Annotated in this window: 20 protein-coding genes and 1 tRNA gene; 10 read left to right on the top strand and 11 right to left on the bottom strand. The window is 73.8% G+C overall.

The window, feature by feature from the left end; all coding sequences use genetic code 11:
- Window position 1 precedes the first annotated feature (1 nt).
- Window positions 2-574 carry a GNAT family N-acetyltransferase gene (locus BS73_RS25070; RefSeq protein WP_037576160.1) on the bottom strand — a complete coding sequence of 191 codons (573 nt, stop codon included), beginning with the start codon at window positions 572-574 and terminating at the stop codon, window positions 2-4.
- 180 nt (window positions 575-754) lie between these two features.
- On the opposite strand from BS73_RS25070, the gene BS73_RS25065 reads away from it, so the two are divergent.
- A complete protein-coding gene (locus BS73_RS25065; RefSeq protein ID WP_037576157.1) occupies window positions 755-1,762 on the top strand; it encodes a DMT family transporter in 1,008 nt (335 codons plus the stop codon).
- 37 nt (window positions 1,763-1,799) lie between these two features.
- Window positions 1,800-2,192: an MmcQ/YjbR family DNA-binding protein gene (locus tag BS73_RS25060; RefSeq protein WP_037576155.1), complete on the top strand. Its 393-nt coding sequence runs from the start codon at window positions 1,800-1,802 to the stop codon at window positions 2,190-2,192.
- 63 nt (window positions 2,193-2,255) lie between these two features.
- Here BS73_RS25060 and BS73_RS25055 read toward each other — a convergent pair whose 3' ends face one another.
- From BS73_RS25055 to BS73_RS25045, 3 genes are read right to left on the bottom strand one after another with little or no spacing between them, the layout of a single operon-like run.
- Window positions 2,256-3,338, bottom strand: coding sequence for a C40 family peptidase (locus BS73_RS25055; RefSeq protein WP_051940492.1), 1,083 nt, complete (start codon window positions 3,336-3,338; stop codon window positions 2,256-2,258).
- Window positions 3,322-4,212 (bottom strand): serine hydrolase, encoded by an 891-nt coding sequence (locus tag BS73_RS25050; protein WP_051940490.1) that lies wholly within the window; start codon window positions 4,210-4,212, stop codon window positions 3,322-3,324. Before BS73_RS25050 ends, BS73_RS25055 begins: the two co-directional genes overlap by 17 nt.
- Window positions 4,209-5,663 carry an APC family permease gene (locus tag BS73_RS25045; RefSeq protein ID WP_084704343.1) on the bottom strand — a complete coding sequence of 485 codons (1,455 nt, stop codon included), beginning with the start codon at window positions 5,661-5,663 and terminating at the stop codon, window positions 4,209-4,211. Before BS73_RS25045 ends, BS73_RS25050 begins: the two co-directional genes overlap by 4 nt.
- Before the next feature lie 143 nt (window positions 5,664-5,806).
- Between BS73_RS25045 and BS73_RS25040 the strand changes: the two genes are divergently transcribed.
- The 5 genes from BS73_RS25040 (at window position 5,807) to BS73_RS25020 (ending at window position 13,266) form a co-directional block, all read left to right on the top strand.
- A complete protein-coding gene (locus tag BS73_RS25040; protein ID WP_051940487.1) occupies window positions 5,807-6,667 on the top strand; it encodes a FadR/GntR family transcriptional regulator in 861 nt (286 codons plus the stop codon).
- A gap of 77 nt (window positions 6,668-6,744) precedes the next feature.
- Window positions 6,745-7,740: a methylenetetrahydrofolate reductase [NAD(P)H] gene (gene metF, locus BS73_RS25035; protein WP_084704342.1), complete on the top strand. Its 996-nt coding sequence runs from the start codon at window positions 6,745-6,747 to the stop codon at window positions 7,738-7,740.
- Between the two features lie 60 nt (window positions 7,741-7,800).
- Complete coding sequence (locus BS73_RS25030) at window positions 7,801-8,877, top strand: TRM11 family SAM-dependent methyltransferase (RefSeq protein WP_037576152.1); 1,077 nt, start codon at window positions 7,801-7,803, stop codon at window positions 8,875-8,877.
- Window positions 8,878-9,216: 339 nt separating this feature from the next.
- Window positions 9,217-10,530, top strand: coding sequence for an MFS transporter (locus tag BS73_RS25025; RefSeq protein ID WP_200886729.1), 1,314 nt, complete (start codon window positions 9,217-9,219; stop codon window positions 10,528-10,530).
- A gap of 165 nt (window positions 10,531-10,695) precedes the next feature.
- On the top strand, window positions 10,696-13,266 hold the full coding sequence (locus tag BS73_RS25020) for an FUSC family protein (protein WP_051940485.1): 2,571 nt from the start codon (window positions 10,696-10,698) through the stop codon (window positions 13,264-13,266).
- Here BS73_RS25020 and BS73_RS25015 read toward each other — a convergent pair.
- On the bottom strand, window positions 13,235-14,893 hold the full coding sequence (locus BS73_RS25015; protein WP_051940483.1) for an ABC-F family ATP-binding cassette domain-containing protein: 1,659 nt from the start codon (window positions 14,891-14,893) through the stop codon (window positions 13,235-13,237). The genes BS73_RS25020 and BS73_RS25015 overlap by 32 nt on opposite strands.
- Window positions 14,894-15,134: 241 nt before the next feature.
- Window positions 15,135-15,482, bottom strand: a complete 348-nt coding sequence (locus BS73_RS25010) for a chorismate mutase (RefSeq protein ID WP_037576149.1) — start codon at window positions 15,480-15,482, stop codon at window positions 15,135-15,137.
- A gap of 131 nt (window positions 15,483-15,613) precedes the next feature.
- Here BS73_RS25010 and BS73_RS25005 point away from each other — a divergent pair.
- Window positions 15,614-15,687: transfer RNA gene (locus BS73_RS25005), tRNA-Lys, on the top strand.
- Window positions 15,688-15,726: 39 nt separating this feature from the next.
- Here the strand turns inward: BS73_RS25005 and BS73_RS25000 are convergent.
- The 5 genes from BS73_RS25000 to BS73_RS24980 all read right to left on the bottom strand — a co-directional run bounded on the left by BS73_RS25000 (window position 15,727) and on the right by BS73_RS24980 (window position 20,605).
- Window positions 15,727-16,449 (bottom strand): 2OG-Fe(II) oxygenase, encoded by a 723-nt coding sequence (locus tag BS73_RS25000; protein ID WP_037576146.1) that lies wholly within the window; start codon window positions 16,447-16,449, stop codon window positions 15,727-15,729.
- An 18-nt stretch (window positions 16,450-16,467) separates the two neighbouring features.
- Window positions 16,468-16,980 (bottom strand): methylated-DNA--[protein]-cysteine S-methyltransferase, encoded by a 513-nt coding sequence (locus BS73_RS24995; protein ID WP_037576143.1) that lies wholly within the window; start codon window positions 16,978-16,980, stop codon window positions 16,468-16,470.
- 104 nt (window positions 16,981-17,084) lie between these two features.
- Entirely contained in the window at window positions 17,085-19,157 is a 2,073-nt protein-coding gene (locus BS73_RS24990) for a prolyl oligopeptidase family serine peptidase (RefSeq protein ID WP_037576141.1), read from the bottom strand.
- Window positions 19,154-19,714: a GNAT family N-acetyltransferase gene (locus BS73_RS24985; protein WP_037576137.1), complete on the bottom strand. Its 561-nt coding sequence runs from the start codon at window positions 19,712-19,714 to the stop codon at window positions 19,154-19,156. The genes BS73_RS24990 and BS73_RS24985 overlap by 4 nt, the downstream gene beginning before the upstream one ends.
- Window positions 19,715-19,723: 9 nt before the next feature.
- Window positions 19,724-20,605, bottom strand: coding sequence for an NAD(P)H-binding protein (locus tag BS73_RS24980; RefSeq protein WP_037576134.1), 882 nt, complete (start codon window positions 20,603-20,605; stop codon window positions 19,724-19,726).
- A 101-nt stretch (window positions 20,606-20,706) separates the two neighbouring features.
- On the opposite strand from BS73_RS24980, the gene BS73_RS24975 reads away from it, so the two are divergent.
- Both BS73_RS24975 and BS73_RS38880 read left to right on the top strand, forming a co-directional pair.
- Window positions 20,707-21,324 carry a TetR/AcrR family transcriptional regulator gene (locus tag BS73_RS24975; protein WP_037576131.1) on the top strand — a complete coding sequence of 206 codons (618 nt, stop codon included), beginning with the start codon at window positions 20,707-20,709 and terminating at the stop codon, window positions 21,322-21,324.
- A 116-nt stretch (window positions 21,325-21,440) separates the two neighbouring features.
- Window positions 21,441-21,647, top strand: a complete 207-nt coding sequence (locus tag BS73_RS38880) for a hypothetical protein (RefSeq protein WP_037576129.1) — start codon at window positions 21,441-21,443, stop codon at window positions 21,645-21,647.
- The last annotated feature ends 64 nt before the right edge of the window (window positions 21,648-21,711 follow it).

Here is a 21,711-nt window from a genome sequence, read left to right as displayed (position 1 = left end):
GTCAGGCGGAGGGCGGCAGCGGGTGCGCCCCGGCGAACTCGGGGGCCAGGATGCCGAAGAGGACGAGGTCGTGGTGGCGGCCGGCGAAGAAGACCTGGTCGCGCAGGCGGCCCTCCTCGGTGAAGCCGAGGCGCCGATGGAAGGCCAGCGAGGGCTCGTTGTGGGCGAAGACCCGGGCCTGGCACTTGTGGTAGCGGCGCTCGTCGAACATGTAGCGCAGCACCATCACCACGGCCTCGGCCGCGTAACCCGCGCGACGGTGGTCGGCGCCGATCGTGACGCCGTACTCGAAGCAGCCCGAGACCGGGTCGGCGTGGCGGACGCTGACCGCTCCGACGGCCTGGCCGGTGCCGACGGCCTCGATCACCAACTGGATTCCTTCGCCCTCGGGTTCGGCCGCGGACTGCGCCTGCGACTGCGCCTTCGCCCAGGTCTCGTAGCTCGCGGCGGAACGGGGCGGGAGCAGCAGGCCGCCCAGCCGCTCCTCCTCCTCGGCGAAGCGCAGGAAGGCCTCCGCGTCGGCGGTCTCGATCGCCCGCAACCGCACGCGCTCACCGGTCCAGAACGAGGTCATCCCCCATTCGACCATGGCGCCGCGGCGGGCGGCGAGCCGGTGAGGGCGTGGTCAGGACCCCTCCTGCGGGAAGCCGGCCGCGGGGTGATCCCCGCACCCCCGGGGGTGGGGGCAGCCCCCGCCCCGGGACGGGCGCTGCTCCCATCGTCGGCGGCCGAGACGGCCCGTAGCGTCGAGGGCATGGTGATCGTGATCCTCTGCGCGCTCCTCTCGGCCGTCCTCTACGGGACGGGCGCGGCACTGGAGCAGTACCAGGCGGCGGCCGCGCCGGACTCGGCGGCCGGACGCCCCCGGCTGCTCGCGCTGCTCGCCCGGCGGCCCGCCTGGCTGCTCGGGATCACGGCGCAGATCGGCGGCTTCGCCGCGCACGCGGTCGCCCTGCGCGGCGGTTCGCTGACGGTGGTGCAGATGCTGGTCGCCGCCGAACTGGTGGTCAGTGTGGGCATCATCCGGGTGCGGTCGGGACGCCCGCTGCCGCGGAGTGCCTGGGCGGCCGGCGCCGCCGTGGTCGCCGGGATCGCCGGATTCCTGGCGCTGACCGCGCACGGGCCGGCCGCCGCCGGCGAGGGCGCCCGCCTCGCCGGGCACGCCGCCGCGCTGGGCGCCGCGGCCTCGGCGGTCGCGGCCGCCGTCCTCGCCGTCGCGGGACTGTCCACCGCGCCCGGGCGGACCCGGGCACTGCTGCTGGCCGCGGCGGCCGGACTGGCCGACGCCTGCGCGGCGGTGGTGACCATGGCGCTGGCCCGGACGGCTGGGCACGGGCCCGGGCACGGCCTCGGCGCGGTCCTCGGCTCCTGGCCGCTCTACGCCCTGGTCGCGGCCGGCCTCGGCTCGGTGCTGCTGACGCAGACCGCATATCAGGCGGCCCGCCCGCTGGTCTCGCTGCCGGTCATCGCCGCCGTCAACCCGATGGCCAGTGTGGCGATCGGCCTGGACTTCCTCGGCGACACGGGCCGGCTGGGGGCGGGCCGGACGATCGGCGCCGGCCTGGTCGCCCTGGCCACCGCTGCGGCCCTGGTGGTGCTGGCCCGCCGGACCCCGGACGGCCACCGCCCGGCCGCCGCGCGTCCCTCCGCCTCGCGCCCCTCCGCCGCTCGTCCGGCCGCCGCCCGTCCGGCCCTCGCCGGCGGTGCCGGCCTGCCGCGCGGCCGGTTCCGCCGGGCTGTCGTACCCCCGTGGCAGAGTTAGCGGCGTCACCGGACTGGACCGCCTGGGAGGTTCTGGCATGGACGGCGCCGAGCTGCAGCGGATCGCCGCGGAGACGGCGCTCGCGCTGCCCGCGACCGAGGAGACCGAGCCCTTCGGCCCGGAGGTCTCGGTCTTCAAGGTGCGGGAGAAGATGTTCATGATGACCGCCGAGCACGAGGGCCGCCCGATCGTCACCCTCAAGTGCGAGCCGGAGTACTCCGAGGCCCTCCGCCAGGAGCACTCCGCCATCACGCCCGGCTACCACATGAACAAGCGGCACTGGATCACCCTCACCGACGGCCCCGGCGTCACCGGTGCGCTGGTCGCCGAACTGGTCACCAACGCCTACGCCCTGGTGGTCGAGAAGCTCCCCCGGCACGCCCGCCCCCTGGTCCCGCAAGCCGGCCGGGCCCGTGCGAACGGGACCTAGGCGGGCCGGGGGCCCGCTTCGGTTCGGGACAGGTCAGATCCGGTCAGGTCAGGTCAGGTCAGGTCAGCCGGCGCTGGCCGCCGCGTCGGGGAGGAAGCGGGTGGCGCCCCAGTAGTCGCCGCCGAAGCGGGCCGCGGTGATCCGGACCGGGGTGGCGGAGTCATAGGCCTCGATCATCCGGCCGCCGCCGATGTACATGGCGACGTGGTAGATCGAGCCCTTGCCGCCGTCGTCGGCGTAGTACATGAGGTCGCCCGGCTGGAGGTCCGCCTGGTCGACGCGGCGACCGCCGCCGTAGAGGGCCTGGGCGTCGGCGTCGCGCGGGATGGCGATGCCGTTGGCCTCGTAGACCATCGAGGTGAAACCGGAGCAGTCCACCCCGAAGCCGGACCGACCGCCCCACAGGTACGGGGTGCCGAGGTACTGCTCGGCGTAGCGCACCAGGTCGGCGCCGGTGGGGGCGGGGATGTCGGCGGCCGTCCGGTAGACGTGGACGTCCTGCGCGCCGAGCCACTCGGGGCCGCGGTCCGGCGTGGCGACCAGTACCGCGTCCGCGGTGCGGGCCAGTTCCGGGAGCCGGGTGTCGGCACTGACCCGCAGCGCCTTGGAGTGCAGCCCCGGATCCTTGTAGAGCCAGGCGGTGGTGGCGTGGTCGACCTGGGCGAACGGCCGGTCCGCGAGCTGCCGGCCGAAGTCGTCGTTCGTGGTGAGCTGGTCCTTGGGTATCCAGCCGGGGTAGCCGAGGGGGTTCTTCGGGGTCGCCTGGCCGGGGACGGCCACCTCGTCCCAGTCGCCCTGGCTGCCGATGATCCGCACCGGGCGGCCGTAGAGGGCCTGGGTCTGGGTGAGGTTGTCGGCGCTCATCGCCTGCTTGTCGGCGAGGGTCATCCCGGCCAGCCACTGCTCGGGATGGACCGGGTTGCCCAGCGCCGGGGCGTCGATCGGCCGCGGGCTGTCCGGCCCGGTCCACACGGTGGCCACCGAGACGTCGACATAGGCGGTCGGGGCCGAGGCCGCGGAGGCCGCCGAGGCCGCCGAGGCCGCGGAGGTGGCCGCCGAGGCCGGCCCGGCCATCGCGGCCAGCGGGACGGCCGCCGCCGCCAGCGCCGTGGCGGTGAGCAGCCGTGCCCTACGGGGTGTGCGCATTGACTGGACTCCTAGGGTTCGGTTCGCGGTGAGGCGGCGCGCCGAGGCAGTGCCGGTCCTCCCAACTCGCCCGGGCCACCGCATGGATGGCGACTCGGGCGCGGTCCTCCGGCAGTCCGCTGGTGCAGACCGCCAGGACGTACGCGGGGGCGTCCGCCGCCTCGATCAGGGCGACGTCGTGGAGGACGCCGTCCACCCAGCCGTTCTTGTTGGCGGTCCGGGTGCCGGCGGGCAGCGCGGCGGGGATCTCGTCGGTGAAGCGCTGGTCCCGCAGCGGGGCCAGCAGCCGCCGGGACTCCGGCCCGGGCAGTCCGGCCAGCGCGGAGACCAGGGCGCCCGCGGCGGCCGCGGTGACGGTGTTGGTCCGGCCGTCGATGACCGCGGGCCGGTCGCCGATCGGCCGGGTCAGGGTCATTCCCCTGGGCGCGAAGGCGGCCGCCCGGTCGAGGCCGACGGCCTCCAGGACGAGGCTGGTGGCGAGGTTGCTGCTGGCGCAGATCATCCGGTGGCAGAGCCAGCGCAGCGGCGCCGTCCGGCCGAGCAGCAGCCAGGGCTCCTCGTCGTTGTCGTACTCCCGGTCCGCGCGGTAGCGGAGGCCCCGGCCCACCACCGAGCGGAACTCCTCGTGCACCACCAGCTGGGTGTCGAGGTCCAGTCGGCGGTGGGCGGCGATCAGCACCGGGAGCTTGATCAGGCTCGCGGCGTAGTGGTCGCGGTCCGCGTCGTAGCGGAAGGCGGGCCGCCGGCCGACCCGCGCGCACCAGACGGAGACCGCGACGGAGTCCGGCCGGGTCATCTCGTCGAGGCCGGCCCGCAGCGCCGTGAGGTAGCCGGGCCCGTCGTGTCCGCGCTCGCTCGCGCCGCCCGCGTTCACGGCGTATCGCCCAGCGTCACCGGTCGCCCGGCGAGCTTGCGCGCCAGGATCACCAGCAGGCCGACCGCCAGCCAGACCAGGCCGCCGATCTGCGCCTTGCTGTCCGCGTTGTAGAGGACGTAGGCGATGATCGCGAAGCCGACCAGCGGCACCAGGAGGTGCTGCCCGTAGCTGCGCTGACGCTTCTTCACCACGTGGTAGGTGAAGACGGTGACGTGCAGCACCAGGAAGGAGAACAGCGCGCCGAAGTTGACCAGGCTGGAGAGCAGCCCGATCTGCCCGACGAAGAACACCCCGAGGATCACACTGATCACGCCGACCAGCAGCACCGCCCGCTGCGGGACCTGCCGGCGGGCGTCGACGTGCGCCAGGAACCGTGGCAGCTGCCGGTCCCGGGCCATCGAGAAGAGCAGCCGGGAGGTCGCGGCCTGCGCCGCCAGCGAGTTGGCCAGCGCGGCGGAGAGCGCCACGGTGAGCGCCACCACCCACTTGAACCAGGTGCCGCCGACGAGCTGGGCGACGGTGTAGAAGGCCTCGTTGGTGGCCTTGTCGCCGGCGAACTCGGTCCGCCCCGGGAAGAGCATGCCGGCCAGGAAGGTCTGCACGATGAAGAGCGCGGCCACCATCAGCAGCGAGAGGACGGTCGCCCGGCCGACCATCCGGCGCCCGCCCTTCACCTCCTCGGCCAGGGTCGAGATGGCGTCGAAGCCGAGGAAGGAGAGCGCGGCCACCGAGATCGCGCCGAAGACCATCCCGGTGTGGAAGACGTGCGGGTTGTAGAAGGAGTCCCAGGTGAAGCGGGCTCCGTTGACGCCACGGGCGACCGCGATCGAGCCCAGTACCAGGAAGATCGCCAGCACCGCGGACTCGGCGATCAGGAAGAGGGTGTTGGCCATCGCGAAGAGCTTCACCCCGGCCAGGTTGACCACGGTGTTGACGGCCACGAAGACCACCACCCACACCCACTGCGGCACCGCCGGCACGATCGAGGCCAGCGCGGCCGCGCCGGTCACATAGAGGAGGGTGGGGATGAGGAGGTAGTCCAGAAGGATCGCCCAGCCGGCGATGAAGCCGACCGGCGCGCCCACCCCCCGCCCCGCGTACGCGTAGACCGAGCCGGCCACCGGGAAGGCGCGGGACATGCTGCGGTAGCTGTACGCGGTGAAGATCATCGCGACACAGCCGACCGCGTAGGTCAGCGCCACCATCCCCTTGGACTCGTTGAACACCGAGCCGTAGATGGCGAAAGGCGCCGTCGGCACCATGAAGACCAGACCGTAGATCAGCAGGTCCTTCATGCCCAGGCTGCGCTTCAGCTCCTGCCGGTAGCCGTACTCCGACAGGTCGGTGCCCTCGGCGGCGGCCCGCGCGGAGGGGACGGCGGCGGCGTCCGCCGTGGAGGACGGCCCCCGCCGGGTGGTTCTGGACGACTCTTGCGGAGCCTGGGACATCGGTCCTCCTCGCCACGGGGTGGATACCCGCTCATCCTGAGGGGTTAAATGGTCCCAGGACAAGACCTTAAAAAGATCGGGCACCAAACCGCGGCGCTCGCCGTCTGAGTGTTCGGACAGCCGGCGGGAAGGGCGGAGGGCGCGTGGTGGATACGGAACCGCAGGAGGCCGGTAGCCCTGACCCGGCCGGCCCGGCCGGGCTGACCGCCCCGGCCGGGCTCGGCCCGGTGCGGGTGCCCAGCGCGGTGGACCAGGTCGCGGACCGGCTGCTCACCGCGATCGCCCTCGGCGAGTTCAGCGTGGGCGAACGCCTGCCCCCGGAGCGGGAGTTGGCCGAGACCCTGGGCGTCGGCCGGGTGACCGTGCGGGCCGCCTTCGCCCGGCTGCGGGAGGTCGGCTGCCTTGAGGTGACCCGGGGCCGCCTGGGCGGCCACTACGTCCGCTCGGGCTGGCAGCGGGAGTCGGCGGACGCGGTCCGGCGGACGCTGCTCCCCCGCTGGGAGCAGACCGAGGCCCTCCTCGACACCAGGGCGCTGATCGAGTCCCTGATCGCCCGCACCGCCGCCGAGCGGCGCGACGCGGAGGACCTGGCCCGCATCGAGTCCGCCCTCGCCGCCTACGCGGAGGCGGCCGGCGTCCCCGCCGGCCCGGGGTCCCCCGACCTCACCGACCTCCCCGCCGTCCCCGACCTCCCCGCCGTCCCCGACGCCGCCCGGCTCCGCCGCACCGACTCGGACCTCCACCAGGCCATCGCCCGGGCCGCCAAGAACGAGCCGCTGGCCCGCTACAGCCGCCGGCTCCTCGCCGACATCAGCGCGGGCTTCCCGATCGAGCCCTTCCGCGGGAACCGCGTCCAGGAGGCCCTCGCCGACCACCGCGAGCTGGTCGGGGCGATCGCCGGCGGCGACCCCGACACCGCCGCCCGGGTCGCCGCCCGCCACTTCACCATCACCGGCCAGACCCTGCGCACCACCTTGGAGCGGAGCCTCCGCGAAGAGGGGTGACGTGACGTCCGCACGGTCCCGCACCGATTCCGGGCGAAACGGCGCCCCGGGCCGGGAAGCGGGGAAGGATGGGTGGCATGAGCACCGGCACCGCGGCCCGTGCCGCCGACCTGATCCCCGCCCGCCGTACGGCGGGGCCCGCCCCCGCCACCGCCCCCTCGGGGCCGGCCGAGGTGATCGCGGCGGGCGGGCGCTCGTACTCCTTCGAGTTCTTCCCGCCCAAGGGACCCGGCGGGGAGCGGATCCTGTGGGCCGCGCTGCGGCGGGTCGAGGCGGTCGCACCGACCTTCGTCTCGGTGACCTACGGCGCCGGCGGCGGCTCGCGCGAGCGTACCGCCGCGCTCACCCAGCGGATCGCCGAGGAGACCACCCTCCACCCGGTCGCCCATCTCACCGCGGTCGGCCACTCGGTGGCCGAGCTCCGCCGGATCATCGGCCGCTACGCCGACGCGGGCATCCACGACATCCTCGCCCTGCGCGGCGACCCGCCGGGCGACCCCCTCGGGCCCTGGCCGGAGCGGCCCGACGGCCTGCGGCACGCCTCCGAACTCGTCGAACTCATCGCCGCCTGCGGGCAGTTCAGGGTCGGCGTGGCGGCCTTCCCGGAGCGCCACCCGCGTTCGCCCGACTGGGCGTCGGACATCCGGAACTTCGTCGCCAAGTGCCGGGCAGGGGCCGACTACGCGATCACCCAGATGTTCTTCCGCGCCGAGGACTACCTGCGGCTGCGCGATCGGGCGGCGGCGGCCGGCTGCCGCACCCCGATCATCCCGGAGATCATGCCGGCCACCTCGTACGACCAGATCGCGCGGTTCGCCAAGCTGAGCAACGCCACCTTCCCGGAGGACCTGGCCGAGCGGCTGCGCGCGGCCCGCGACCGCGGCGACCCGGCCGGCGCCCACCGGATCGGCGTCGAACACGCCACCGCACTGGCCCGCCGCGTCCTGGACGAGGACGCCCCCGGCCTCCACTACATCACCCTCAACCACTCCACCGCCGCCCTGGAGATCCACCGCGCCCTCTTCCCCGGCCCACCGCGCCGGGTCGCCGGAGTCCGTCCGGGCGGCCGGTAGAATCGCCTGCTCAGGCCGCCGCCGGCGGATCCGTTCAGGGAAACCGTCAGGGAACTCAGCATGACCGACTACGCCTTCCTCGTGCGGCCGTCGCACAACCGGGTCTACTCGCAGGCCGCGCTCGCCCTCGTCCAGGCGGAGCTCGGCGTCTTCAACGAGCGCGCGCTCGGCGGCCGCCTCACCGGCGTCGGCACCGCCGAGCTCGGCGGTGTGCCGTACGTCACCTTCTCCACGGACGGCGAGGGCGAGTTGACGGAGGGTGAGCTCCGGCTGCTGGCGAACCTCTCCTCGCTCTACGCCCTGTTCGCATACGACCGGGAGGCCGGGACTCTGCGCCCGGTCACCGCCCGGCCGCTCGACCTCTTCTCCTCCGACCTGCTGACCATCCAGAAGTACTCGGGCAAGACCAACGAGGACTTCACCAAGCTGCTGCTGAACGTCACGGCGATGGCGACCGACCGACCGCAGGCGCTGCTGGACCGCGCGCTGCGGGTGCTGGACCCGATGTGCGGCCGCGGCACCACCCTCAACCAGGCCCTGATGTACGGCCTGGACAGCGCAGGGATGGACGTGGACGCCCAGGACTTCGACGCCTACGCGCTGTTCCTCCGCACCTGGCTGAAGCACAGCCGGCTCAAGCACCAGGCCGAGTCGGGCCCGATCCGCCGGAACAAGCGGACGCTGGGCCGCCGCTTCCAGGCGAGCATCGGCGCCGACAAGGAGCGGTACAAGCGCGGTGAGGTGATCGGCCTGGAGGTGGTGAACGCGGACACCCTGCAGGCCCGCGAGTTCTTCCGGCCGTCCTCCTTCGACCTGGTGGTGACGGACGCCCCGTACGGCGTCCAGCACGGCAGCCGGCCGGGAGGCGGCGGGCAGGGCGGCGGGCAGGGCGGCCCCCGGCTCGACCGCTCGCCGACCGCGCTGCTGCGCGCGGCCGTCCCGGTCTGGACCGAACTGCTGCGGCCCGGCGGGGCGATCGGCATCTCCTGGAACACCCACGTCGCCGGCCGGGAGGAGCTGGCCGGGGTGCTCGCCGAGGCCGGCCTGGAGGTGCGGGACTCGGAGGCGTACCGCGGCTTCGAGCACCGGGTCGACCAGTCGATCGTGCGCGATCTGGTGGTGGCCCGAAAGCCCTGAACGCCGGGTCAGCTAATCTGACGATCAGTCAATTCGTGAAGAATGTGAAACCTTCGGCATACCTTCCGCATGCCGCTCGCCTCCTCGGGTATCCGCGCCCCGACCGGTCGAGCAGGTGCTGCTCGACACCACCTGCTAATGGAGGCGCCAGAGCGTATGCACTCCCCCCAGAGCGGCCCAGCGGTTCCCGAGCCCGACGACTCCTCGACGGGAGGTAACGGACAGCCCACGGCAGGCGGTTCAGCGGCTGCATCGGCCGCCGCACAGCAGTCCTCTGCCGGAACATCGGAGCCCGCCGGCGCCGGCATCCGCGCGGTCGACAAGGGGAGCCTCCACCGCGTGGTGGCCGCCTCCGCCATGGGCAACGCCATCGAGTGGTTCGACTACGGCGTCTACGGCTACCTGGCGACGACCGCCATCGGCCACAACTTCTTCCCCAGCCACGACTCCGCGGCCCAACTCCTCGCCACCTACGGCGTGCTGGCGGTCTCGTTCCTGATCCGCCCCTTCGGCGGGATGTTCTTCGGCCCGCTCGGCGACAGGATAGGCCGGCAGAAGGTGCTGGTCCTCACCATCACCCTGATGTCGCTCTCCACCGCCGCGATAGGCGTGCTGCCGAGCTATGCCGCGATCGGCGCCTGGGCACCCGGCCTGCTGATCCTCTGCCGGCTGGTGCAGGGCTTCTCCACCGGCGGCGAGTACGGCGGCGCCGCGACCTACATGGCCGAGTACGCGCCGGACAAGAAGCGCGGCTTCTACGGCTCGTTCCTGGAGTTCGGCACCCTGATCGGCCTCACCGCCGGCGGTGTGATGGCGACCGTCATGGACGCCGCGGTGGGCGAGCAGACCCTCGACTCCTGGGGCTGGCGGATCCCGTTCCTGGTGGCCCTGCCGCTCGGCGCGATCGGCCTCTACCTCCGGGCCCGCCTGGAGGACAGCCCGGTCTTCGAGGAGCTGGCCAAGCGCAGCGAGACCTCCAAGGCCCCGTTCAAGGAGACCATGCAGCACTGGCGGCCGATCCTGCTGCTGATGGGCTTCGTCCTGCTGCTGAACATCACCGACTACGGCGTGCTGACCTACATGCCGGGCTACCTCAAGACCGCGCTCAAGATGTCCACCCTCTCCGCGGACCTCCTTCCGGTCTTCGTGATGATCGGCATGCTGATCGTGATATCCCCGATCGGCCATCTCACCGACCGGATCGGCCGCAAGCCCGCACTGCTGACCTCGTGCATCGGCTTCATCGTGCTCTCCATCCCGATGCTGCTGCTGATGCAGCAGCACAACCTCGTGGCGACCGCGATCGGCCTGGCCGTCCTCGGCCTGCTGCTGGTGATCATGCTGGCCTGCATCGCCTCCACGCTGCCGGCGCTCTTCCCGACCCAGGTGCGGTACGGCGCGTTCGCCATCGGCTACAACGTGTCGACCTCGCTCTTCGGCGGTACCGCGCCACTGGTGATCACCGCGCTGATGGACGCCACCGGCATCAAGATCATGCCGGGCATCTACATGACCGCGGCGGGCCTGATCGCGCTGATCCCGATCCTGCTGATGCCGGAGACCGCGGGCTCCTCGCTGCGCGGCCGGCGCGTCCCCGGGGCCGGCGCCCAGAAGTCCTCGGTCTCGATGCGGGCGACCGCCGCGCAGCTCTGACCTCCTGACGCGCCCGGGCCGGCGGGGACCCCGCCGGCCCGGGAATGTCGAAGCCGGGACCCGACTGCGACAAGATCGGGACACCGGAAGAGCTGTGCCGGGCGTGGCTACTGGCAGGATGGTGGTCAGTGGCGATCACGACCGACTAGGGGTGCCAGCAGGGGAATGGAACGTCTCAAGAGCGCATGGGACGACCTGAGGGATCGATACAGCGCGAGCGACCCGGGACTGATCCGGCTCTCCAGCGCGCTGACCACGGTCGGCGGCATCCTGCTGACCCTCCTCTCTCTCGCCCTCCTGCACACCCCGGTGCCGCTCCTCGTCGCGGGCGCGATGAGCGCGATGGCCGCCTCCTTCGCGATCAGCGACGCGCTGCCGCGCGACCAGGCGGTCACCCTCGGCCTGTGCGTGCCCACCGCCTTCGCCTCCTCCGGGCTCTCGGCCCTGCTGCACTCCAACCGGGTCGTCACCGACCTGGTCTTCCTCGCGCTGATCTTCGTCGCGGTGTACATCCGCCGCTACGGCCCCCGCGGGCGCGGGCTCGGACTGATCGGGTTCCAGCTCTACTTCGTCTCGCTCTTCACCCATGTGACGGCCGAGCAGCTGCCGCAGTTCTACGGCGTCCTCGCCCTCGCCATCGCCTCCTCCGGCCTCGTACGGTTCGGCCTGGTCCGGTCGACTCCGCAGCGGGTGCTGGGCCGTCTAGGCCGGGCCTTCCGGGCCCGCCTCGGCGGCGTGCTGACGGCGCTGAGCGACGTGGTCGAGGCGCCGCCGGGGACGGTCTCGCTGGACCGCGCGCTCTCCTCGCTGCAGCGGCGCACCGCCCGGCTGCACCAGTGCGCGCTGATGATCCAGGCGCGACTGGACGACGGCACCCAGGACCCGGGGGCGGCCGCGCAGATCCAGCGCCGCATCGCCGAGGCCGAGATCGCCGCCGAGCGGCTCGGCGTGATCGTCCTCCACGCGCTGCGTCCGGCGCCCGAGCCCGGCCCGGCCGCGCCGGCGACCGCCGCCGACCCGCCGGCCGGCCCGCACGGCGGCCACGGCGCCCACGACCCGCACAGCCCGAACGGCCCGCACGACCCGAACGGCCCGCACGGCGACGCCCGCGACGAGGCCTCCACCGCGTCCGGGTCGAGCGCGGTCACCCAGAGCCACCCGTTCGACGCCATCACCCTCGGCCTCCACCTCCCCGAGCTGCTGCCCACCCCCGGCCGGGACGCGGTGCTGGAGGACGGCACCGGCGCCCACCTCGCCGACCCGGCGGTCAGGAAGCTGCTGGACGAGCTGGTCGCGCTGCGCGCCCTGGTGGCCCGGCCGATCGGCCCGACCGGCGACGAGCTCCCGGTGGTCACCCGCACCCGCAACCGCCTCCTCGGCTACCGCGACGACGAGAACGTCCCGGACACCGACCGCGAGGTGCAGGACGCCTTCCGGGCCCTCGGCGAGGTCGCCCGCGCGATGCTCGGCGTCCGGCTGGCCTTCGGCAACGCGCCCGACTGGGACGACGACACCCCGGAGACCGTCCGCTCCCGCGAGGAGCTGGAGACCGAGGACCTGTCGCTGGCCGCGGAGGAGCAGAAGGACCAGGACACCCCCGGGCCGACCGGCCTCCAGCGGCCGACCACCCGGGCCGCCTGCCAGGCGGTGGCCGGCTCGGCGATGGCGGTCCTCGGCGGCGAGCTCCTCTCCTCGCAGCGCTGGTACTGGGCGGTCCTCACCTGCTGGGTGGTCTTCATCAACACCGCCTCGGTGGGCGAGATCCTGGTCAAGGGCTACCGCAGGCTGGCCGGCACGATCGGCGGGGTGTTCGCCGGGATCGGCCTGGCGACCCTGGTCGGCAACAACACCTGGACCGCCTTCACCCTCGCCATCGTCTGCGTCTTCTGCGGGTTCTTCCTGGCTCCGATCTCGTACGCGCTGATGTCCTTCTTCGTCACCGCGATGCTCGGGCTGCTCTACACCCTCCTCCACACCTACTCCCCCGCGGTGCTGATGCTGCGGATCGAGGAGACCGCGCTGGGCTCGGCGGCCGGACTGATCGCCGCCATGGTCGTCCTCCCCACCCGCACCGGGGAGCGCGCGGACGAGCAGCTGGCGACCGTCCTGGAACGGCTGCGGGACGTCCTGGACGGCTCCTTCGGCCAGCTCACCGGCGAGCAGCCGGGAGCCGACCTGCTGGACGCCGCACGGGAGCTGGACGCCGCGCTGGACGACTACCGGACCTCGGTGGCCCCGCTCACCCACCCCGCCGCCCCGCAGCGCACCCGGCGGCGCCGGGCCAGGTACACCCTGGGCCTGCTGGAGACCTGCGCGTACCATGCGCGCAGCCTGGCCGCGACGGCCCAGCTGATGCCGGGCTCGCTGCGGATAGGCGCGGACCCGCGGCTCGCCGAGGCGGGGCGCCGGCTGCACCGGAACCTCACCGTCCTCGCCGAGTTCGTCGAGTCCGACGGCCGCCCGGCGGAGCCGCGGCCGCTGGAGTCGGGCCCGAACATCGCCGCGCTGCTGCGCCCGGCGGCCCACGGCCACCCGGCCACCAGCCCCGGCGAGAACGGCGCGACCACCGCCGAGACCCGCCTGGAGTCCACCGTCGCCCTCCGCGTCCTCCGCCACCTCCAGCGGATCGACGAGGGGGTCCTCGGCCTGGCCCGCCCCCTGGGCCTGCGGGACCGCCGGGACCGGCGGTCCGACGACCCGGCCGTCACGCCGGAGCGAGCTCCCATCGGCGGGTGACGCCGATGTCCGCGAGGAACGGCTCGTCGTGGCTGACCACGATCAGAGCCCCCCGGTAGGAGCGCAGCGCCTCCGTCAACTGCCGGACGCTGGCCAGGTCCAGGTTGTTCGTCGGCTCGTCGAGCAGCAGCAGCTGCGGTGCCGGCTCGGCCAGCAGCAGCGCCGCCAGCGCGGCCCGGAACCGCTCCCCGCCGGAGAGGGCGCCCACCGGCCGGTCCGCCCGCGCGCCCCGGAAGAGGAAGCGGGCCAGCCGGCCGCGGATCTCGGTCGGCTGCGCCGCCGGCGCGAACCAGGCGACGTTCTGAGCCACCGTCAGCTCGTCGTCCAGCACCTCGCCGTCCAGCCGCTGGGGCAGCGTCCGCACCGGCACCCAGGTGGTCAACTCGCCCTCGGCGGGCGCCAGTCGCCCGCCGATCAGCCGCAGCAGGGTGGTCTTCCCGGCACCGTTCGGCCCCACCAGCGCCACCCGCTCGGGGCCGTGGAGGTCCAGCCCTCGCGGCACCGTCCCGCGCCCGTACGGCAGCCGCAGGTCCCGCGCGGTGAGGACGGTGCGGCCGGCCGGCACGGCGGTGTCCGGCAGGTCCACCCGGATCTCCCGGTCCTCCCGTACCGCGGACTCCGCCTCGGCCAGCCGCTCCCTCGCCTCGCGCACCTTGCCCTGGTGGAGGTCGCGCTGCTTGGCCGCGGTGACCTGGGCGGCCCGCTTCCGGTTACCCATGACGATCTTCGGCTCGCGCTTCTGGAGGTTCATCTTGCGGCCGTAGGCGGCCCGGCGGTCGTTCCTGGTGTGCGCCTCCTGGAGGTCGCGCTGCTGGCGGCGGAGGTCGCCCTCGGCGTTGCGGACCGCCCGCTCGGCCGCCTCCTGCTCGGCGGCCAGGGCGTCCTGGTAGGCGTCGAAGTTCCCGCCGAAGAGCCGCAGCCCCTCCGGCCGCAGCTCGGCGATCCGGTCCACCAGGCCGAGCAGCTCCCGGTCGTGGCTGACCACCAGCAGCACCCCGCGCCAGTCGCGGACGGCCGCGTGGAGCCGCTCCCGGGCGCGCCGGTCCAGGTTGTTGGTCGGCTCGTCGAGCAGCAGCACGGCCGGCAGCGGCCGGCGCAGCAGCTGGCCGGCCAGCCCGAGGAGGACCGTCTCGCCGCCGGAGAGCTCGCCCAGCCTGCGGTCCAGCAGCCCGGGGGCCTCGGCGGCGCCCAGCCCGAGCCGGGCCAGCTCGGCGAGCGCCCGCTCCTCGACGTCCCAGTCGTCCGCGAGCACGGTGAAGTGCTCCTCGCTCGCGTCGCCGGCCTCGATGGCGTGGAGGGCGGCCCGCCGCTCGGCGATGCCGAGGACCGCGTCCACCGGGGTGTCGGCGGAGAGGTTGAGGTCCTGCGGGAGGTAGCCGAGCGGGCCGCCGTCCACCCGGACGGTGCCGGCGGTCGGCGTCAGCTCACCGGCGATCAGCTTCAGCAGGGTCGACTTCCCTGCCCCGTTGAGGCCGACCAGGCCGGTCCGGCCGGGGCCGAGGGAGAGGTCGGTGCGGGGCAGTGCGACCGTGCCGTTCGGCCAGCTGTGCTCAAGGCCGGTGACCACCAGTGCGGGCCCGGACGAGGTCTCGGCGGCCGAGGCGGTGAAGGGTGCGGAGGTAGACATGAGCGGCTCCATCGGTGCGCGCGGTGACGGGACACGACACGTATGGAGACACCGGCCCAGTGGGCGGAACGGCAGCGATCGCCGAGGCGGAACACCTCAAAGGACGGCGGTACCCACAGGTACCCGCCGCCGCGGTGTCTCCCGACCTCAGACGAGCAACGCCCACTCCCCACGCCGACAACAGAGCCGTCGACAATGCTGCGGCATCCAGCCGCCGCCGGGCAAGTGGTTAGAGGCCCTCCTAGGCCTGGCGGCCCTGCTGCCGCTCCTCGGCGATCCGCTCGTGGTGGCGGATGACCTCGGCGACGATGAAGTTGAGGAACTTCTCGGCGAAGGCCGGGTCGAGCCTGGCGTCCTCGGCCAGCGCCCGCAGCCGGGCGATCTGCCGGGCCTCCCGGGCCGGGTCGGCGGGCGGCAGCTGATGCCGCGCCTTCAGCCGGCCGACCTCCTGGGTGCACTTGAAGCGCTCGGCGAGCATGTGCACCACGGCCGAGTCGATGTTGTCGATGCTCGACCGCAGCCGGTCCAGCTCGGCCTGCACGGACTCGGCGGACACCGCGTCCGCACTGTCCACGGACTGCTCGGACATGGGCCCTCCCCCGATCTTCAGGTGCGTGACCGCCTACCGTAGCAGCCGCCCCGAGGCCCCGCCTGAGCCGTCCAGAACCGCCCGATTACCACTCCCCGCCTGCGGTGATGTAGAGTCTCCGACGTCGACCGGCGCCGCTAGCTCAGTTGGTTAGAGCAGCTGACTCTTAATCAGCGGGTCCGGGGTTCGAGTCCCTGGCGGCGCACAGACGAAGACCTGAGGGCCCTCGCGGAAGCGGGGGCCCTCAGGCGTCGTGGAAGACCAGCCCCAGCGAGCGCCGCCGCCCCGACCGCACGGGGCTCACCCCGTGCCGTACCGGCCCGGCCATCCAGCCGCGGCTGCCCCGCACCGGCCGGTCGCGGGTGCTGAACACCAGCCCGCAGCCCTGCTCCAGCACGGTGGCGACGCCCCGGGACTGCGCCCGCGGACGCTGCTCGACGAGGAGGAACTCCCCGCCGGTGTAGTCGTGTTCCGCGCCCGGGCGGTCGAGCCCGATCACCACCTGCAGCGGGAAGACCAGCTCGCCGAAGACGTCCCGGTGCAGTGCGTTCCAGTCCCCCGGTCCGTAGCGCAGCAGGATCTGCGCGCTCTTCGACTGCCCCGCCGCGTGGCACGCGGCCAGCCACTCCGCCAGCTCGTCCGGCCAGGGCGCGGGCCGCCCCAGCCGCTCGGCCCACTCCCGGGCGATGCCGAGGAGATGCGGGTAGAAGGCCGCCCGCAGCGCCGCCACCAGCTCGGGCGGCTCATGGGTGAAGTAGCGGTACCGCCCGGAGCCGAACCGGTGCCGCGCCATGTCGACCTCGGTGCGGAACAGCTCCTCGCGGTCGTACAGCGCGGCCAGCTCGGCGCACTGCCCGGGGGTGAGGAGAGGCGGGGTGAGGGCGCAGCCGTACGCGTCCAACTCGCCGCCGATCGCGGCCCAGTCGACCCGGTGGACGGCCGCGGCGCCGGTGTCCTCGATCCTCATCAGCCGTACCCCGCCCGCTCAGATCAGTGTGGGCTGCAGCGCGCCCTCGTGGACCAGGAGCCGCCGTTTCCGCTCCAGCCCTCCGGCGTAGCCGCGCAGACCGCCGTCCGCACCGATCACCCGGTGGCAGGGCCGCACCACCAGGACCGGGTTCGCCCCGATCGCCGCGCCCACCGCCCGCACCTCCTCGGGCGGCACCCCCAGCCGCTCGGCCAGCCGCCCGTAGGTGGTCGTCCCCCCGTACGGCAGCTCGTCCAGGGCGGCCCACACCCGGCGCTGGAACTCCGTTCCGCCGCCGCCGAGCAGCAGGTCGAACCGGGTTCGCGAACCCTCGAAGTACTCGCCCAGCTGACGCTCCACCTCGCCGAACGCCTCCGGCTCCGCGTCCTCGGGCCGCACGGCCGGCGCGCCCCGCTGCCCGGGCATGGTCAGCGAGGTGAGCACCAGCCCGCCCGGCGCCTCCTCGGACCTCCTCCCGACGAGCAGCAGCGGGCCCACCGGGCTGTCGAACGTCGTATGCGTGGTTCGCATCGGCGATCCTCCTCTCCGTCTCCACCACCGACTCTGCCGCCCCCGGCCGGCCGATGCTGGCGGAAATCGGACCTGGCGGCCGCCCCACGGCCGGCCCCAACCGACTACCGAGCGGGGCGCGTTGTGCGATTCCAGAGGAAGTCCAGGACGAGCGCCCGCACGAAGGCGGCCTGCTCGTTGTTCGAGGCACCGCCGTGGCCGCCCTCGACGTTCTCGTAGTAGTGGACGTCGTGGCCCCAGGCGAGCATCCGGGCGGCCATCTTGCGGGCGTGCCCCGGATGCACCCGGTCGTCCCGGGTCGAGCTGGTGAGCAGCAGCGGCGGATAGTCGCCGTCCGCCCGGACGCGCTGGTACGGGGAGTACTCGCCGATGAAGGACCAGTCCGCGGGGTCGTCCGGGTCCCCGTACTCGGCCATCCAGGACGCCCCGGCGAGCAGCCGGTGGTAGCGCCGCATGTCGAGCAGCGGCACCTGGGCGGCGATCGCCCCGAACAGCTCGGGGTAGCGGGTGAGCATCACCCCCATCAGCAGCCCGCCGTTGCTGCCGCCCTCGATGGCCAGCCGCGCGGGCGCGGTGACGCCCCGCCGGACCAGGTCGGCGGCCACCGCCGCGAAGTCCTCGTAGACCTTGTGCCGGCCGGACTTGACGGCCTGCGCGTGCCACTCCGGCCCGTACTCGCCGCCGCCGCGGATGTTGGCGACGGCGTAGCAGCCGCCGCGCTCCAGCCAGCCCCGGCCGACCAGCGCGTTGTACGCGGGCGTCTTGGACGCCTCGAAGCCCCCGTAGCCGTTGAGCAGCGTGGGCGCGGCGGCTCCGGCCCCGGCCGGCCGGACCAGGAAGTACGGGATCCGGGTCCCGTCCTCCGACTCGGCGAAGTGCTGCTCGACGGTCATCCCTTCCGCGTCGAAGAACGCCGGCGCCCGCTTCAGCGGCTCGACCGGCTCGCCCGGCGCCCCCGGCTCGCCCGGGCGGCCCGCCACCCCCCGTCCCAGCGTCGGCGGCGTCAGGAAGCCGCTGGTGACGGTGAGGTACTCGTCGTCCTCCAGCGGGCTGGTGTCCAGGACCTCCACCGACGCCATGGCCTCCGGCGCGGGCAGCCGCGCGCAGTCCCAGGCCCCCTCCCCGGCGGGCGGGGTGAGCAGCCGCAACTCGGTGCGCACGTCCGCCAGTACGGTCAGCAGCAGATGGTTCCTGGTCCACGCCCAGTCCCGCAGCGAGGTGTGGGCGTCCGGCTCGAAGAGCACCGCGAACTCCCGCCCGCCGGCCGCGAACTCCTCGAAGCGGATGGCCAGCAGCGCCCCCGCCGGATGCTCCCGCCCGCCGACCCGCCAGGCCGAGCGCGGCCGCACCAGCAGCCACTCGCGGCGCAGCCCGATCCCGGCGTCCTCGGGAAGGTCGAGCAGCGTCAGGACGCCGTCCTCGGGGGAACGCAGATACCGACGCGACCGGTAGAAGTCGAGGGTCTGGTACACCAGATCGCGCTCGTGCCCCGGCATGGGGTCGTGGTAGGCGCTCACCGCGACGTCCTCCGCCGCGCCCTCGAAGACCGTCACCGCCTCCTCGGGCGGAGTGCCGCGCCGCCACTCCCGCACCGTCCGCGGATAGCCGGACTCGGTCAGCGAGCCCGGGCCGAAGTCGGTGCCGAGGTAGACCCGGTCCGCGTCGATCCAGGACACCCGGCTCTTGGCCTCCGGCAGCACGAACCCGTCCTCGACGAAGGCCCGCCGCCGCACGTCGAACTCCCGCACCACCGCCGCGTCCGCGCCGCCCCGGGAGAGGTGCACCAGGCCGAGCCGGTAGTCCGGGTAGAGCAGCGAGGCGCCCTCCCACACCCAGTTCTCGCCCTCCTCCCGGGCCAGCGCGTCCACGTCGAGGAGGATCTCCCAGTCCGGCTCCTCGGCCCGGTACCCGTCGAGGGTGGTCCGCCGCCACAGCCCGCGCGGATTCCCGGCGTCCTGCCAGAAGTTGTAGAGGTACCGGCCCCTCCGCACCGGCCAGGGGATCCGGGCGTCCGAGTCGAGGACGGCCCGCAGGCCGTCCCGCAGCCTGCCGAACCGCTCGCCGCCGGCCAGCCGGCCGATCGTCTCCTCGTTCCGGGCGCGCACCCACTGCAGCGCCTTCTCGCCGTCCGCGCCGTCCAGGGACTCCAGCCACACATACGGATCCACGTCGCTCATCCCCCGAGTCTCCCAGGCTCCGGGTCCTCGCCGGTGAGCTCCTCCGCCAGCAGATCCATCAGCAGCCCGTCGTGCCAGGTGCCGTCCGGCCCGCGCTCGTACCGGCGCATCACCCCGACCGGCCGGAACCCGACCTTGGCGTAGCAGCGGACGGCCGCGTCGTTCGCCACCGCCGGGTCGATGGTCAGCCGGTGGTGCCCGCGCTCGGTCACCAGGTACCGCGCCAGGGTCCGCACGGCGTCGGTACCGAGCCCCCGCCCGTGGACGGCGGGGTCCAGGAAGACGTCGATGCCCGCGTGCCGGTAGTCCGGGTCCTCCTCGGCGGTCCACTGGATCGCCCCGACCACCCGCCCCTCGAACTCCACGGCGAGGGTCTCCGTCCCCGGCGTCCGGAGGTCCTCGGCGACGCTCGCGGCGAGGTCCGCCCCGCCGCCCCACCACCGGTGCACCTCCGGCTCGGCCCGGATCCGGACCAGCGCCGGGACGTCCGCCTCGACCGCGGGGCGCAGGCGTACCCGCGCCCCGCGCAGCGTGCCGGTGTCGCTGCTGCTGCCCATGGGGGCAGGCTACGCCGCCTCGACGGCCGGCTTGAGCACCTCCTCGGCCCACTGCCGGAAGGTGGTCGGGGAGCTGGTCGCGGGGGTGCGGGGCGGGATGCTGTCGATGCCCTGCTCCTTGGCCAGCCCCATGTCGACCATGCTCTGGGCCATCGCCGGGGAGAAGCCGTGGGCCTGGTAGCCCTGCCGCTCCGCCTCGCGGCTGATCCGCTCGTAGCGGATCGGCCGGCCGAGCACCTCGGTGAGGACCGCGGCCATCTCGTCGGCGGAGATGTCCTCCGGGCCCATCAGGCCGACAGTGCCCTGCCCGGTCCAGGTGTGGTCGAGCAGCAGCCGGGCGGCGGTGTCGGCGATGTCGCCGACAGCCACCGCGGGCAGCCGCAGGTCACCCGGCATGGCACCGGTGAACACGCCCTGCCGCCTGAGGGGTTCGAGCTGCCACAGGAGGTTGTCCATGAAGCCCGGCAGTGCCAGCGCACGCAGTCGCGCGCCGGTGCTGCGCAGCAGGTCGTCCATGGCGAGCGAGGCGGAGACCAGCCCGGCGTACCGCTGCGCCTCGCGGCCCAGCGCGGAGACGGTGACCACCCGCTCGACACCGTGCCGGACGATCGCCTCGGCGCCGGGGATGCTGAAGGAGACCAGTGCCTCGTACGGGCCGGAGGCGGTGGGGGACGCGAGCGCCAGCCAGAAGACGGAGTCGGCGCCCTCGAAGGCGCGGTCGGCGACCTTGGGGTCGCCGTGCGAGCCGGTGACCACCTCGACCCGCTCGCGCACCTCCGCGGGGAGCCGGTCGGGGTCGCGGACGACCACCCGGACGGGCTCTCCGCCCGCCAGCAGTCGGGGCAGCAGCCGGGTGCCGATTCGGCCGGTGGCGCCGGTGACGACAATCATGGGGACGCACTCCTCTGCGTTCGGGAACTCCAGGAAGTAAACTCAACTGTACCGTTTACTTCGCGCAGAGGGAAGGAACCGGCGAGGAAAGAGGCGAACCCATGGCCAGACGCGGCGCCGAGCTCCGCGAGCACATCATCGACACGGCCAAGTGGGCCTTCCTCGAGTCCGGCTTCGAGCGCACGTCGATGGACGCGATCGCCACCCGCGCTAGCACCTCCAAGCGCTCCCTCTACGCCCACTTCCCGACGAAGGAGGCGCTGTTCATGGCCATCGTGGAGCGCTCCCAGGAGCTCTTCGAGGACTCCCTGCGGAGCCCCGGCCACTACTGCGCGGACGATCCGGCCGAGGCGGCGGCGCTCTTCTGCGCCCGCTTCCTCCAGCTGCTGGACTGGCCGCCGATCCTCCGCACCTGCCGGCTCGGCATCAGCGAGGCCGAGCACCTGCCGGAGGCCGCCGTCCAACTGCACCAGGTCTTCATCGGCACGGTCACCGACGGGCTGACCGACCACCTGGCCGCCGCCTACCGCCTGGACCGGGCCGCGGCGGCGGACCTGGCCACCCGGCTGCTCGGGGTCACCGTCTACCCCGCCGTCTTCCGCGGCCTCTTCGGCGGCACCCCGTCCGACCGGCGCGGCTCGGCGCCGACCGAGGCGACGCTGGCCGAGGACGTCGACCTGCCGGCGGTCCGGGAGGCGGTCCGCGCCCTGCTGCCCTGACGCCGCCGGGAAATCGCCTGAGCGGCGCGCGATACGCGATGGGTGTATCAGGGAAGGGATGGAGGCGTCTCCACGGAGACGATCATCCGCCGCCGACCCCGAACCGGGAGCACACCATGAGCAGCGACAACCAGCCCTCCGCCGACGGCCAGGAGGAGCGCCCCACCGCCGATTCCCGGCTGCACGTCGGCTCCGAGCAGCCGGTCAGCCCGGAGGACCTGGTCGAGGCCTCCGGCCGCGACCTCACCCCGGAGAACCTCGCCTGGGCCCGGCGCAAGCTGGAGACCGAGGGCCGGGAGGCCATCGACCGCCTGCTGCCCTGACCCCGGGGCCCGCGCGCCCCCTGTTTCGCCGTTGACGGCGGGCACGGGCGGTCCCGGAGCGCCG

The sequence above is a fragment of the Phaeacidiphilus oryzae TH49 genome, from assembly GCF_000744815.1.
GTDB lineage: Bacteria > Actinomycetota > Actinomycetes > Streptomycetales > Streptomycetaceae > Phaeacidiphilus > Phaeacidiphilus oryzae.
This window is presented reverse-complemented; position numbering and strand designations above follow the sequence as displayed.

Coding starts and splice junctions, on each gene's coding strand:
- metF (WP_084704342.1), top strand. CDS start 6,745: ATGAGCACCGGCACCGCGGCCCGTGCCGCCGACCTGATCCCCGCCCGC.
- BS73_RS25060 (WP_037576155.1), top strand. CDS start 1,800: ATGGACGGCGCCGAGCTGCAGCGGATCGCCGCGGAGACGGCGCTCGCG.
- BS73_RS25070 (WP_037576160.1), bottom strand. CDS start 574: ATGACCTCGTTCTGGACCGGTGAGCGCGTGCGGTTGCGGGCGATCGAG.
- BS73_RS25055 (WP_051940492.1), bottom strand. CDS start 3,338: ATGCGCACACCCCGTAGGGCACGGCTGCTCACCGCCACGGCGCTGGCG.
- BS73_RS25000 (WP_037576146.1), bottom strand. CDS start 16,449: ATGAGGATCGAGGACACCGGCGCCGCGGCCGTCCACCGGGTCGACTGG.
- BS73_RS24975 (WP_037576131.1), top strand. CDS start 20,707: ATGGCCAGACGCGGCGCCGAGCTCCGCGAGCACATCATCGACACGGCC.
- BS73_RS25045 (WP_084704343.1), bottom strand. CDS start 5,663: ATGTCCCAGGCTCCGCAAGAGTCGTCCAGAACCACCCGGCGGGGGCCG.
- BS73_RS38880 (WP_037576129.1), top strand. CDS start 21,441: ATGAGCAGCGACAACCAGCCCTCCGCCGACGGCCAGGAGGAGCGCCCC.
- BS73_RS24985 (WP_037576137.1), bottom strand. CDS start 19,714: ATGGGCAGCAGCAGCGACACCGGCACGCTGCGCGGGGCGCGGGTACGC.
- BS73_RS25010 (WP_037576149.1), bottom strand. CDS start 15,482: ATGTCCGAGCAGTCCGTGGACAGTGCGGACGCGGTGTCCGCCGAGTCC.
- BS73_RS25065 (WP_037576157.1), top strand. CDS start 755: ATGGTGATCGTGATCCTCTGCGCGCTCCTCTCGGCCGTCCTCTACGGG.
- BS73_RS25015 (WP_051940483.1), bottom strand. CDS start 14,893: ATGTCTACCTCCGCACCCTTCACCGCCTCGGCCGCCGAGACCTCGTCC.
- BS73_RS25030 (WP_037576152.1), top strand. CDS start 7,801: ATGACCGACTACGCCTTCCTCGTGCGGCCGTCGCACAACCGGGTCTAC.
- BS73_RS24980 (WP_037576134.1), bottom strand. CDS start 20,605: ATGATTGTCGTCACCGGCGCCACCGGCCGAATCGGCACCCGGCTGCTG.
- BS73_RS24990 (WP_037576141.1), bottom strand. CDS start 19,157: ATGAGCGACGTGGATCCGTATGTGTGGCTGGAGTCCCTGGACGGCGCG.
- BS73_RS25020 (WP_051940485.1), top strand. CDS start 10,696: ATGGAACGTCTCAAGAGCGCATGGGACGACCTGAGGGATCGATACAGC.
- BS73_RS24995 (WP_037576143.1), bottom strand. CDS start 16,980: ATGCGAACCACGCATACGACGTTCGACAGCCCGGTGGGCCCGCTGCTG.